Annotated in this window: 15 protein-coding genes; 8 read left to right on the forward strand and 7 right to left on the reverse strand. The window is 60.1% G+C overall.

The window, feature by feature from the left end:
* Positions 1–253: 253 nt before the first annotated feature.
* From HKK52_RS30525 to peaD, 5 genes are all read left to right on the forward strand, one after another.
* Positions 254–508, forward strand: a complete 255-nt coding sequence (locus HKK52_RS30525) for a DUF1652 domain-containing protein (protein ID WP_054053445.1) — start codon at positions 254–256, stop codon at positions 506–508.
* 328 nt (positions 509–836) lie between these two features.
* A complete protein-coding gene (peaA, locus tag HKK52_RS30530; RefSeq protein ID WP_169373823.1) occupies positions 837–2417 on the forward strand; it encodes a quinohemoprotein amine dehydrogenase subunit alpha in 1581 nt (526 codons plus the stop codon).
* A gap of 82 nt (positions 2418–2499) precedes the next feature.
* Positions 2500–3930 carry a quinohemoprotein amine dehydrogenase maturation protein gene (gene peaB, locus HKK52_RS30535; RefSeq protein WP_008145337.1) on the forward strand — a complete coding sequence of 477 codons (1431 nt, stop codon included), beginning with the start codon at positions 2500–2502 and terminating at the stop codon, positions 3928–3930.
* Position 3931: 1 nt separating this feature from the next.
* Positions 3932–4255 (forward strand): quinohemoprotein amine dehydrogenase subunit gamma, encoded by a 324-nt coding sequence (gene qhpC, locus HKK52_RS30540; protein WP_123409863.1) that lies wholly within the window; start codon positions 3932–3934, stop codon positions 4253–4255.
* 24 nt (positions 4256–4279) lie between these two features.
* The gene (peaD, locus tag HKK52_RS30545; protein ID WP_169373824.1) at positions 4280–5398 is read left to right on the forward strand and encodes a quinohemoprotein amine dehydrogenase subunit beta; all 1119 of its coding nucleotides are present in this window, start codon (positions 4280–4282) and stop codon (positions 5396–5398) included.
* A 122-nt stretch (positions 5399–5520) separates the two neighbouring features.
* Here peaD and HKK52_RS30550 read toward each other — a convergent pair whose 3' ends face one another.
* The 3 genes from HKK52_RS30550 to HKK52_RS30560 form a co-directional block, all read right to left on the reverse strand.
* Positions 5521–5922 (reverse strand): lysozyme inhibitor LprI family protein, encoded by a 402-nt coding sequence (locus tag HKK52_RS30550; protein ID WP_169373825.1) that lies wholly within the window; start codon positions 5920–5922, stop codon positions 5521–5523.
* Positions 5923–5983: 61 nt separating this feature from the next.
* Positions 5984–6382, reverse strand: coding sequence for a GFA family protein (locus HKK52_RS30555; RefSeq protein WP_169373826.1), 399 nt, complete (start codon positions 6380–6382; stop codon positions 5984–5986).
* Entirely contained in the window at positions 6379–7305 is a 927-nt protein-coding gene (locus HKK52_RS30560; protein WP_169373827.1) for an ADP-ribosylglycohydrolase family protein, read from the reverse strand. The genes HKK52_RS30555 and HKK52_RS30560 overlap by 4 nt, the downstream gene beginning before the upstream one ends.
* Positions 7306–7502: 197 nt before the next feature.
* Here HKK52_RS30560 and HKK52_RS30565 point away from each other — a divergent pair, with 197 nt between their 5' ends.
* Both HKK52_RS30565 and HKK52_RS30570 read left to right on the forward strand, forming a co-directional pair.
* Complete coding sequence (locus tag HKK52_RS30565; protein WP_169373828.1) at positions 7503–7991, forward strand: SRPBCC family protein; 489 nt, start codon at positions 7503–7505, stop codon at positions 7989–7991.
* A complete protein-coding gene (locus HKK52_RS30570; protein ID WP_169373829.1) occupies positions 7992–8792 on the forward strand; it encodes an aminoglycoside phosphotransferase family protein in 801 nt (266 codons plus the stop codon).
* Between the two features lie 131 nt (positions 8793–8923).
* Here HKK52_RS30570 and HKK52_RS30575 read toward each other — a convergent pair whose 3' ends face one another.
* Positions 8924–9127 (reverse strand): hypothetical protein, encoded by a 204-nt coding sequence (locus HKK52_RS30575; protein WP_169368746.1) that lies wholly within the window; start codon positions 9125–9127, stop codon positions 8924–8926.
* A gap of 284 nt (positions 9128–9411) precedes the next feature.
* On the reverse strand, positions 9412–10095 hold the full coding sequence (gene inhA / locus HKK52_RS30580; RefSeq protein WP_169373830.1) for an isonitrile hydratase: 684 nt from the start codon (positions 10093–10095) through the stop codon (positions 9412–9414).
* A 90-nt stretch (positions 10096–10185) separates the two neighbouring features.
* Between inhA and HKK52_RS30585 the strand changes: the two genes are divergently transcribed.
* Entirely contained in the window at positions 10186–11175 is a 990-nt protein-coding gene (locus tag HKK52_RS30585; protein ID WP_169373831.1) for a GlxA family transcriptional regulator, read from the forward strand.
* Here HKK52_RS30585 and HKK52_RS30590 read toward each other — a convergent pair.
* Positions 11138–12046 carry an alpha/beta fold hydrolase gene (locus HKK52_RS30590; protein WP_237150626.1) on the reverse strand — a complete coding sequence of 303 codons (909 nt, stop codon included), beginning with the start codon at positions 12044–12046 and terminating at the stop codon, positions 11138–11140. The two genes, HKK52_RS30585 and HKK52_RS30590, sit on opposite strands and share 38 nt — an antisense overlap.
* Positions 12047–12134: 88 nt before the next feature.
* Positions 12135–12524, reverse strand: a complete 390-nt coding sequence (locus HKK52_RS30595; protein WP_169373833.1) for a hypothetical protein — start codon at positions 12522–12524, stop codon at positions 12135–12137.
* Positions 12525–12667 lie beyond the last annotated feature (143 nt).

Here is a 12667-nt window from a genome sequence, read left to right on the forward strand (position 1 = left end):
TGAGATCAGGGCTTTCGCAATGGCTGTGCCAAGTGGCGGGAAGCGCTGGATAGCCCCTGATTGGCCGGGTTTCGCAGGATGCAGGGGATGGCGATGCAGGCGATTTTTTCGCAAATTGCGACAGCGGCTGAGACGACGAGCAACCGGGTCATGCCCTTGAGGCACTCACTGTAGAGGACTAGAATTTTCGGGCTCGACGGGCGAATTGAGGGAGTCTTCGCCCGGCCACACACCTGGCGTAAGGGAGGTAACGATGTTCCTTTCAACCCTGGAAATTCAAAACATCATTGAACGCAGCTTTCTGCCATCGGTTTGCACGTGCAACATGGAGGCCGATCAGTCCCTGACCATTCGGGTCTGTGACTGCATGACCGGCAAAGTCGACATGGTGGCGACCCATGTCCCGCTCTGGACCCTGGACAGTCCCCATGCGATCGCCTCGCTGGTGGCTGATATGCGGCAGGAAATCGAGGTTCACAAAGGCGTTCACCCGACCTTTTATATCTGAAGCGACGGCATGCCGCCCTAGCGCACAGGGCGGCATGGCGCCGAAGGCACAGGCCGCTGTTTTCCGCACGACCCCAGCAACTACGCTTGTCTCACACTGCAACAGCTGTCGCGATATTAGACGCGGAGCCTCTTGTCCAGACCGCGCCGCCAGCCTTTTTTTTCACGTAACTAATTGATTTAAAACGCTATCGTCAAGCTGGCACGCTCCGTGTATTGCTCATCGCAGACGTTTCTCTTGCCTCCGTCAGCGGTGCGCCGCCGGCGGCAGAAACCATAAAAACGATAAGCCACAACAATAAGAAAGCACCGTGCGAGGTTCGACGTTGATGAAGAGAAGACTCCGATCAGGCATGAGCGCCGGCCTGCTGGCCGTGGCCGCTTGTGTGGCGCTGCATTCGCCTGACAGCCTGGCAGCCCGCGACGCCCAGACCATCCTCAAGGAAACCTGCCAGGGCTGTCACACCCCCGAAGCCGATAACACCCTGAGCCGCATCAGCCACCAGCGCAAAACCCCCGAAGGCTGGCTGATGAGCATCGCCCGGATGCAGACCATGCACGGTTTGCAGATCAGCGATGACGACCGCCGCACCCTGGTCAAATACCTGGCCGACACCCAGGGCCTGGCGCCGAGCGAAACCGACGGCGTGCGCTATGCGCTGGAACGGCGACTCAACACCGTCGAAAAATTCGACGACCAGACCAGCCAGATGTGCGGCCGCTGCCACTCCGGTGCGCGGGTCGCCCTGCAACGGCGCCCCGCCCAGGAATGGGAACGCCTGGTCAACTTCCACCTCGGCCAATGGCCGTCCCTGGAGTACCAGGCGTTGGCCCGGGATCGCGACTGGTTCGACATTGCCCGCAAGGACATGGTGCCGCTGTTGGCCAAGCGATATCCACTGGACAACCCGGCCTGGAAAAAGTGGCTGAGCACCGCGCCGAAAAGCGATGCGCTGGTGGGCGACTGGAGCTTCAGCGGTCACTTGCCAGGCAAGGGTGAATTGGCCGGCGTGATGAGCGTCAGCGCCGATGCCGGCGACACTTTCAAGGTCAGCGTCAAAGGCCAATACGCCGATGGCAGCCCGTTCAACGGCGACGGCAGCGCGATTCTCTACAGCGGCTACGAATGGCGCGGCAACGTGACCGTCGATGGCGTGACCATGCGCCAGGTATTCGCCGCCCAGGGCAACGCGATGCAGGGCCGGATGTTCGAGGCCGAGCACGATGAGCGGGGGCTGGATTTTGTCGCGGCGAAGCAGGGCAGCAGTCGTTTGCTGGCGGTGCAACCGGGTTATCTGAAGGCTGGCGCTGAAACTGAAGTGACTTTGGTCGGCAGCGGACTCAGCGGCAAACCGAACTTCGGCAAAGGCGTGGAAGTGGTATCTGTCATCGAGCAAAGTCCTGAGCGGATGCGCGTCAAACTCAAGGCTGCGGCCAATGCCCAACCGGGACTGCGCAACGTCACGGTCGGCAAGCTGAAAGGCCCGACCCTGTCGGTCTACAGCAAAATCGCTACCGTCAAAGTCGTGCCGGAATTCTCCGTGGCGCGGATCGGCGAGGGCGGCGGTTCGACGCCGAAAGTCCAAGGTCGTTTTGACGCCGAAGCCTGGGGCAAGGGCGCCGATGGCAAGCCGTATCGCATCGGCGTATTCCCGGCGCAGTGGAAGGTCGAGGCCTTCGACGACCGCGCCAAGGAAGACGAAGACGTCAAGTTCGCCGGCACCATGCAGGCCGACAGCGGCGTGTTCACCCCGGGCGATGCCGGGCCGAACCCACAACGCAAAATGTCCACCAACAATGCCGGCAACCTCAAGGTGATCGCCGCCGTCGACGACGCAGGGAAATCCCTGACCGGCGAAGGCCACATGATCGTCACGGTGCAACGCTGGAACAATCCACCCATTCCATGAGTTGGCCTGAAACCAACGGCTTCAGACACTTTTTTGGAATGACCGCAGGCCTCGCCAACCGGGGTTTGCACAGGAGGTTGCAATGGGCGCTATTTTGAATCTGGTTGAACGGAACCTGCACGAAGTGCACGTCGATGCCGACCGCATGCTGTTTCACATTCCCAGCAGTTCGCTGTTCGCCAGCGATGAACTGACGGGCACCATCATCGACACCTTGCGCGGTCCCGGCTGTTCATCCGAGGACTTGATCCAACGTTTGGCGTCACGCTTCAACGGCGAGGAAATCACCGAGACCCTGCGCGAGTTGATGTCCCTGGAACTGGTCAGCGACGGCTCGCCGCTGACCCCCGACATAGGCACTAAACGGGTCGAGCGTACGGCGATCAACACCGTGGTGCTCAACGTCAATACCGGCTGCAATCTGAGCTGCACCTACTGCTACAAGGAAGACCTGGACAAGCCGTCGGCCGGCAAGAAAATGGACGTCGAAACAGCGGTCGCCTCGGTGGAAATGCTGCTGCGTGAATCGCCGGACGAAGAGCGTTTCACCGTGGTGTTTTTCGGCGGTGAACCGCTGAGCAACCGTAAGCTGATCGAATACATGGTCGACTATTGCGAAAAGCGTTTCCGCGAGGCGGGCAAGTTCGTCGAGTTCGTCATGACCACCAACGCGACGCTGCTCACCGAAGAGACCGTGGACTACCTCAACGCCCACCGCTTCGGCCTGTCAGTCAGTATCGACGGACCGAAAACCGTGCACGACCGCAACCGCATCACCGTGGGCGGGCAGGGCACCTACGACGTGGTGCGGCGCAAGGCCGAAATGCTGCTGTCGCGCTACAACAGCCGCCCGGTCGGCGCGCGGGTGACGTTGACCACTGGGGTTACCGACGTCGAAACCATCTGGGATCACCTGTTCAACGAGCTGGGGTTTGCCGAAGTTGGTTTCGCCCCGGTGACGTCCGGCGACATCAGCACCTTCAACCTGTCCAGCGACGAGTTGATCGAAGTCTTCGCCAACATGAAGAAGCTCGGTCGGCGCTATCTGGAAGCGGCGCTGGAGCACCGTAATATCGGTTTCTCCAATTTGCACCAGCTGATCACCGACATCCACGAAGGCCACAAAAAAGCCCTGCCATGCGGCGCCGGTTTGAAGATGCTGGCGGTGGATCACAAGGGCGAACTGAATCTGTGTCACCGCTTTACCGGTTCATCGTTGCCGACCTTCGGCAACGTCCACAGCGGCGTCAAACAAGTCGAATTGAACGACTTCCTGTCCCAACGCCTGGACCGCACCAACACCGGTTGCGAGGACTGTCAGATCCGCAACCTGTGCTCCGGCGGCTGCTATCACGAAAGCTATGCCCGTTACGGCGACCCGACCCACCCGACCTATCACTACTGCGAACTGATGCGTGACTGGGTCGACTTCGGCATCGAGGTCTACACCCGGATCATGGCCCACAACCCTGCGTTTATCAGCAGCTACATCACTCCGCGCAAGGCTCACTGATATGAAACATCTCAAGGCAATCAATAACAAAGCGTTGAAGCTGGATCAGGCCGCGGCGGAGAACCGCATTGAAGAAGTGGTGGCGATGAGTTCCGTCGCCGGTTGCGCCTCGACCACTGACCCGGGTTGGGAAATCGATGCGTTTGGTGGTGTGTCGTCGTTGTGCCAGCCAATGGAAGCGGACCTTTACGGCTGCTCTGACCCGTGCTGGTGGCCGGCCCAGGTGCCCGACATGATGAGCACCTACCCGGACTGGAACAAGGATGCCCAGGCGTCCAACGACAACTGGCGCAACCTCGGGACTGTCTTTCCAAAAGACAAGTGATCGGTCAGATAAAAGGATTCCAGCATGCCTAGCATCAAAGCCTGCGGCCTGGCCGCGTTCGCCGTCCTGAGCGTCTGTTCGCTCAACGTTCTGGCCGATGAAAACACTGCACTGCAAGACGGTCACGAGTACATGGTGACCACCAATTACCCGAACAACCTGCACGTGCTCGACTTGGCCACGGATACGTTGTTGAAGACCTGCAAGCTGCCGGACGCCTTCGGGCCAGGCACCGTGCAGCTGTCGCCGGATCGCAAGACCGCTTACGTGTTGAACAATCACTACGCGGACATTTACGGCGTCGAACTCGACAGCTGCAAACAGGTGTTCCACGCCAACATCACCCAGAAACCGGGTGAGAAAGCCAAGTCGATGTTCGCTTTCACCCTCAGCCATGACGGCAAGGAGCTGTTCGCCATCGCCAACCCGACGTTGATGCTCAACGACCGCTACGAAGTGCAACAGCCTCGGCTGGATGTCTACGCCACGGACGCCGGTATGAACGCCAAACCCGTGCGCAGTTTCCCGGCGCCACGGCAGTTGACCATCATGCAAAGTGGCGACGACGGCACGCTGTATGTGGCGGGGGCGGATGTCTACAAGGTCGATGTGAAGACCGGTAAGTTCGATGTGCTGATCCCCAGTCGTCACTGGAAACGCGAGAACTACAGCGCGCCGGACGTGCTCTACGTGTGGAACCAGCAGACCTATCGCCATGACTTCTCGTTGCTCTACACCACGGCAAAATTCAAGGACAAGAAGCAGGACCCATTGACCGCCGAGTACCTCTACGGGCTGTTCAGCATCGACCTGAAAACCGGCAAGACCGAAACCACCGACTTCGGTCCACTGACGGAAATCTACTTCAGCGGCATGCGCTCGCCCAAGGACCCCAACCTGATGTTCGGCGTGCTCAATCGCTTGGCCAAGTACGACATCAAACAGAAGAAAATGCTCCAGGCGGCGACGCTGGACCATTCCTACTACTGCATTTCCTTCAACAAGGATGGCAGCAAGATTTACCTGGCCGGGACGTTTAATGACGTGGCGATTTTTGATGCCGAGAGTTTGAAGCAGGTGGGGAGCATCAAGTTGCCGGGTGGGGATATGGCGATTACCACGGCGCAGATATTTGTTCGGTAACGGCGGTGCCTGAGCGGACGCCTTCGCGGGCAAGCCTCGCTCCTACAGGTGATTTGTGATCGACGCAAAACCTTGTAGGAGCGAGGCTTGCCCGCGAAGAGGTCCTCACTGACGCCGAAGCATCAAGCCCCGGGCACCGGACAGCTCAAATCACCTTCCTCACACTTCAAGTAATTCTTGAACGCCTCGACCCGTGCCTTGGTCAGGCTGGTCGTGCAGTTGCTGTAAATCAACGGATACACACTGCCCCCATCAACCCCGGAAGCCGAGAACTTGCACTCCGCATCCCGAAACGCCACCCAACTCCGTTGCGCGCCGACCAATAGCTTCTTGGCATCGGGACTGTCCTTCAACCGTTTGGTGATCTGCTGGTAAAGCGTATTCAACTCTTTGTCCGCAGCCTTGTACTGCTGCGCAGCGCACTGATTCATGTCGCCCTGGGTAGTGGCATTGTCACAGTCCACGGCCTGCGCCACGGTGGTGAACAGCAGCGGCATCAGTGCCAGGAGAAAGCGTGGAGGCATGGGGGATTCTCGCGGTGATGTTGGAAAGTTGAGGTGCAGTGTAGCGAAGCGCAGGGTGAATCTACGCCTGCCACTGCGGACATTTTTCATTCGATTCATAGTCAAGCCACGGCACGTCATGAGAGGTCCAGATATGCGCCTGGGGGATCATCCCCGGATCATCATCCAGCGTCGCCACCCGTACGATCACATGCGGCTGAGCCAAGCGCTCGGCCATCAACTGTGAGCCACAGACCGAACAGAAATGCCGAAACTTGCCCGGCGACGATTCGTAGCTGCCCAGCCGTTCCTGGCCCCTGGTCCAGCGAAAGTGCTCACGCAGGACTCCGGCGGTCGAGGCGAAGGCGGCGGCGTGAGCCTTGCGGCAAGTCTGGCAATGGCAATGAACGATCGGCATGTAGAGGCCGTCGAGCTGGTATTCGATGGTTTTGCACAGGCAGCTGCCGCGCAGTCCACTCATGACGCTTCTCCGGTGGCGTTCGCTGCCGCTTGAAACAGGGCCTGAGCCGTGGTTTCGATGTCATGGCGTTGGTGCAACTTTGCCAGCCAACTCGGGGGAATGGCCTGGACACCGTAGTAGGCTCCGGCCAACTGACCGACGATGGCAGCCGTGGTGTCGGCGTCATCGCCCAGGTTCGCGGCTTCGAGGATGGCGCCTTCAAAACTGTCGGTCTGGTGAAAACACCACAGGGCCGCTTCCAGCGAGGCCACGCAGTAACCGCTGCCACGGATCTGGTTTTTCGATTTGCCCAGATAGTCGCCTCGGGCGATGGCCCCGACCTTTGGTTCCACGAATGTCGTTTCGCTCAGGCTGCGTAAATCCGCTTTGTCCGCGCCGTGCAGCGCTTTGCCAATCAACTCGGCGAACAACTGGCAGCACTCGATCGCTTCCGGCGCCGCATGGGTGGTCCGGGAGCTGTTCGCGGCAAAAGTTGCGATCCGCTCCCGGTCGGGGAAGTAATACAGCACGACCGGCACCAATCTCATCAGCGATCCGTTGCCGGCACTGTAGGGGGCGGTAGATCCAGCAAACGGCTCGCCGGTTTCCTGATAACGGGTCAGGGCCTCACGCACTGTCATGCCGATGTCGAAGCACTCGCCGGTTGAGCTCAAGTAGCCCCAATGCCACCAGTTGAGGTAACGGCCCATTTGATCGACGGCGTCGAAACCATTTTTGGTCAACAGGCTTTCCGCCAGGCAAAGCGCCATTGAGGTGTCGTCGGTCCATTGTCCCGGTTTCAAGTTGAAGGGGCCGCCGCCAACCATGTCGGTCATGGGCGGGAACGAGCCGCGCGGCTGGAATTCGACGCTGGTGCCAACGGCATCACCGCACGCCAGCCCCAGCAGGGCCCCGCGATAACGTTCCGAGAGTGAAGGCTGCATGATTCGTCCTTGTCTGGTTCAATTTCGCTGCAAACGTTAGCAGTTTCGGCTGGCTGACTCTTCTCCTTAATCCAGCACTGATGGTCTGAAATACGGCCTGATATTTCAGACTATGTTGATAGTCGCACTGGCTTGATACAACTTTAGGGTTGGTCTTGTGGTCTTACAGGCCTACTGTTCAGTACAGGAGGTGACTTATGAATCCAGCATCAGATCGCATCGAAAGGAAGATTTTGCTCAAGGCGCCGCGTTCGCATGTGTGGCGCGTGGTGGCCAATGCCGAGGCGTTCGGCCAGTGGTTTGGCGTGTCGCTCGAGGGCAAACGCTTTGTCGCCGGTGAATGGACCCAGGGGCAGATTACCTATCCTGGCTATGAGCACCTGCTGTGGAATGTCCTGGTGGAGCGGGTCGAGCCGGAGCGGGTGTTTTCGTTTCGCTGGCACCCGTATGCCGTGGAGCCGCACATCGACTACTCCCAGGAGCCCACCACCCTGGTGCTGTTCGAACTTGAAGACATGGACGACGGCACCTTGCTGAAGGTGACCGAATCCGGTTTCGATCACATCCCCCAAGAGCGCAGGCTCAAGGCCTTCCGCATGGACAGTCGAGGCTGGGATGAGCAGATGAGCAATATCGAAGAGTTTCTGAAAACCGGCGCCAACGCCCGCGAACATCAGGGAGAGTGAATGTTTGAACCCTGGTTGAAGCGTTGGGCGTTGATGCAGGACGGTGAGTCGATCATCACCCCTGGCAGTCGCTTGCTGCCGGTACGGATGGGCGATGTACCGGCGATGTTGAAGGTTGCCGTGGATACCGAGGAAAAATTCGGCAATCTGTTGATGACCTGGTGGAACGGAGAGGGCGCGGCCCAGGTGTTCGCCCAGCATGGTGACGGGTTCTTGATGGAACGCGCCATGGGCGAGCGCTCGCTGATGCACATGGCGCTCAACGGGCAGGACGACGAGGCCAGCCAGATCATCTGTGCGGCGGTGGCGCGGTTGCATGCGCCGCGTCCGTCGCCTTTGCCGCCGCTGGTGCCGTTGGTGCAATGGTTTGAATCGTTACGCCTGGCCGCCGGGCAACACGGTGGCCTCTATGGCCTCAGCCTGACCACAGCCGAAGCCTTGCTGGCTGAACCGCAAGACGTGGTCGTGCTGCACGGCGATATCCATCACGACAACATTCTCGATTTCGGCCCGCGCGGCTGGCTGGCCATCGATCCCAAGCGGGTGATCGGTGAGCGTGGCTACGACTACGCCAACCTGATTTGCAATCCTGAACTACCGACGGCGGCGGATCCTCTGCGTTTTGAACGGCAGATCCAGGTGGTGAGCGAGGCGGCGGGGCTTGAGCCTCGGCGCTTGCTGCAATGGGTGCTGGCCTTTGCCGGTTTGTCGGCGGCCTGGTTTTTTGAAGATGGTGACACCCTGGCGGCCGAAGGTCAGCTGCAGGTCGCTGAACTCGCGGCTTGCAGGCTGGATGCCTGATGTATCTAAGGGTTTCCGGAAGGGGCGCTATGGCGAATGTCTTACACGCCGTAGTAGCTATGTCGTCTATTGCACATTGGATCCCAAGCGTAATCTAGCCTCATCAACTGAAGCACAGGGAGTGCTCAGGATCATGGATGATCGACCATAAGCAAGGACACGCTGCCGACAGGGAGTCGTAATGGTCTTGGGAAAAACCCGCTTCGGCGGGTTTTTTTTCGTCTGGCGAAAATCATCCGTCGTTCCTCGATATTGCTTTTGTAGGAGCAAGGCTTGCCCGCGATGAAGTTGACGCCGCGCTCCAGACACACCGCGTCACCGTTCATCGCGGGCAAGCCTTGCTCCTACGGGAGGAGAGCAGGGATTTTGGCCATCAATGGTCAATGGCTTACACGCTGTCGCGGGCATGTCGTCTGTTTAAGCTTCTGTGATGCGCCTATTCTTGATCCATCAACTGAAGCACAGGAAGTGCTCAGGATCACGGATGATCGACCATTAGCCAGGATGGCTGCCGACAGGATGTCGCAATGGTCTTGAGAAACCCGCTTCGGCGGGTTTTTTTTCGTCTGTAGAAAAGCATCCGTCACACCACGCTTTTGCGCCTACGGTACAGGACGGATCAAAGACCGAGCCTGGACGCCGCCCGCTCGGTGATCAGCTTGCGTTGCACGAACGAGGGCGCCGCTCGCCGTTGCGCCTCTTCGACAATGCGCTGCGGCGCGGTTTCCGGGCTGCCGGACTGGAACGGTGGCGCTGGCGCGTATTCCAGTTGCAGCTGTATTACTTGCGCGGTGTCCTTATCGAACAGCTCGGCGGCCAGGGTCAGGGCAAAGTCGATGCCCGCCGTGATCCCGCCGCCGGTCAGCAGGTTGCCGTCGCGTACCACCCGATCCTTCACCGGGATCGCGCCCAAGGTCGCGAGCAAATCGTGATAAGCCCAGTGAGTGGTGGCGCGCTTGCCCTGCAGCAAACCCGCGGCACCGAGCACCAGCGAGCCGGTGCACACCGAGGTCACGTACCGGGCATTGACCGCTTGAGCCTTGATGAACGCCAGGGTGACTTCATCTTCCATCAACGGCCCGACACCACTGCCACCGGGGATACAAATCACATCCAGCGCCGGGCAATCGTCGAATGTGGTGGTCGGTTTCAGCACCAGGCCGGTACTGGCGGTGACCGGCACCAGATCCTTCCAGATCAAATGCACCTTCACGTCCGGCAGCGAGGCCAGCACGTCATAAGCGCCGGTCAGGTCCAGTTGTTGAACCTGTGGAAACAACAGAAAACCGATCTGCAACGTCATGGCGTTTTTCTCCGGGTTGGGATGGACGGCTTCACTGTAGGCTCGTAGGATCTGGCGTATCCGCCAATAACCCCACGAATTACGCCAATCATGCCCAAAGCCATTCATGTGCTCGCGTTTACCAACGTGCAACTGCTGGACGTCACCGGGCCGTTGCAGGTGTTCGCCTCGGCCAACGACATTGCCCGTCAACAGGGTTTGCCGCCGCCCTATGCGCCGTCGGTGATTGCCAGTGGTGGCGGGGCGGTGATGTCGTCGGCGGGGTTGGCGCTGTTGGCCGAACCGCTGCCATCGGGCGACAGTGATACCTTGATCATCGCGGGCGGCTGGGGCGTGTACTCGGCTTCGGAGGATGACGCGCTGGTGACGTGGGTCCGTGAACACGCGACGGGTTGTCGGCGTATTTCTTCCGTGTGCACCGGCGCGTTTCTGCTGGCGGCCAGTGGCTGGCTCGACGGCCGGCGAGTGGTGACCCACTGGACCCGTTGCGAAGAGCTGGCGCAAAAGCACCCGAGCCTGCACGTTGAACCCAACCCGATCTTTATCAACGACGGCCCGGTCTGGACCTCGGCCGGGGTCACCGCCGGCATCGACCTGGCGCTGGCCATGGTCGAAGAAGACCTCGGCCGCGCCATGGCCCTGGACGTCGCCCGACAACTGGTGGTCTTTCTCAAGCGCCCGGGCGGTCAGTCGCAGTTCAGCGTGACCCTGTCCTTGCAACAGGAAGGTAACCGCTTCGACGAACTTCATGCCTGGATCAGCGAAAATCTGACCAAAGAACTCGGCGTCCCGACCCTGGCCGTGCAGGCCTGCATGAGCGAACGCAGCTTTATCCGCCACTACCGCGCCGACACCGGCCAGACCCCGGCCCGGGCCATCGAGCTGATTCGGGTCGAAACCGCGCGACGGCTGCTCAGCGACACTGGCGTACCGATCAAACGGGTGGCGGTGCAATGCGGCTTCGGCAGCGAAGAGACGTTGCGCCGCAGCTTCCTGCGGGCCATGGGCGTGACGCCCCAGGCCTATCGCGAGCGCTTCAGTGTCAGCGGCAGCCTTTCAGTAGATCCAGTAATGCCTTGAGCGTCGCTTCGGGCGCTTCCTCGGGAATGTTATGCCCGACGCCCGCCAGCACGCGGCGCTCGTAGCGACCGGTGAAGTGCTCGACGTCTTCGTCGACCTCCGTCGCAGGTCCCACGCCATCGTCGGCGCCGCACAGGGAAATCGTCGGTACGCTGATCGACGGTTGCTGGGCCAGCGCCTCTTCCATCCACTCCAGCGCCGGATCGCCGGGGGCGTACATGAAGCGATGCCGGTACGAGTGAATCACCACCTCGACGAAATCCGGATTGTCGAAGGCCGGCGCGCTTAACGGATAACGCTCGGCGTTTCTGGCCCAGGTCGGCGACCACAGCCGCCAGAGCCATTCGCAGAAGGCTCGACGGTTTTGGGTCAAGCCTTCCACGCCGCGCGGGGTATGGAAGTAGTACTGATACCACAGGCGATGCTCGGTCTCGGGGTCCAGAGGTTGGACGGAACCGGGAATATTCTGCAAGTTGTAGCCATCGCCGGTGACCAGGCAGCGAACCCGCTCCGGCCACAACGCCGCGACAATGCACGCCGCCCGACCGCCCCAGTCGTAGCCGCAGAGCGCGGCTTGCGGGATGCCGAGGGCGTCCATCAAGTCCAGCAAATCCTGGGCAAGCGCGGCTTGCTGGCCGGAGCGCAGGGTGTCGGCGTTGTTGAAACGGGTCGGGCCATAGCCGCGCAGGTACGGGACGATGACGCGGTAGCCTTGTGCGGCGAGGGCCGGGGCGATTTCGTCGTAACCGCGGGGCGAGTAGGGGAAACCGTGGAGCAGGATGATCGGCTCGCCGGTGGTGGGGCCGTGGTGTTCGTAGGCGATTTTCAGGCTTGGGGTTTCAACGTACTGAATGGCTTGGGGCTTGGTCACGAGGGCGCTCCTGAGCGTAAGCATCCGAGAACATTAGCTGATGAAGCCGGGCTTGAGCCGCGCCCTCGCCACAGTAAGTGCGGGGGTCTCAGGTTTCTGTCTCCGCCACCTGATTAAAGTACTTCGACCGATCCGGCGTAAACGTCACCACCATCTTCGTCCGCGAACAAGTCAGCGCCCGTTCCACAGCTAAATCAATATCCAGATCCTCCCCGCGCAAACCCTGCCATTGCGCCAGGTATTTGAGTGATCCGTACTTTTCGAGTTTTTTCAGGCTGCGGCTCACGCCACCTTTCCAGCCCAGCACTGGCAGTTCGCCGGCGAGGCACTGTTGGGCGACGTCGGGGAATCGGGTGGCGCGCTGGCGGCCGATTTCCCAGCATTTGATCAGGCCCTTGTCGTGGGCCTCCCACAGTTCATCCCGGTTCAGCCCGGAACGCAGTGGAGTGTCGATGGTGCGATGGATGCGCTGGGTCATTCTGGTTCCTTGAATTCGGGTTTTGTTGGACAGCTCCGCTGTACCCGTTGACGGTGGATGTTAGGGGTGGATGTAACAGCTGGCAACAAGGTATTTGTGGGGTAGGACGGACTGGGCAGGCTATGGATTTGGGATGGTCGTTT

Origin of the sequence: Pseudomonas sp. ADAK2 (assembly GCF_012935755.1) — a bacterium.
In the GTDB taxonomy this organism is placed as follows: Bacteria; Pseudomonadota; Gammaproteobacteria; order Pseudomonadales; family Pseudomonadaceae; genus Aquipseudomonas.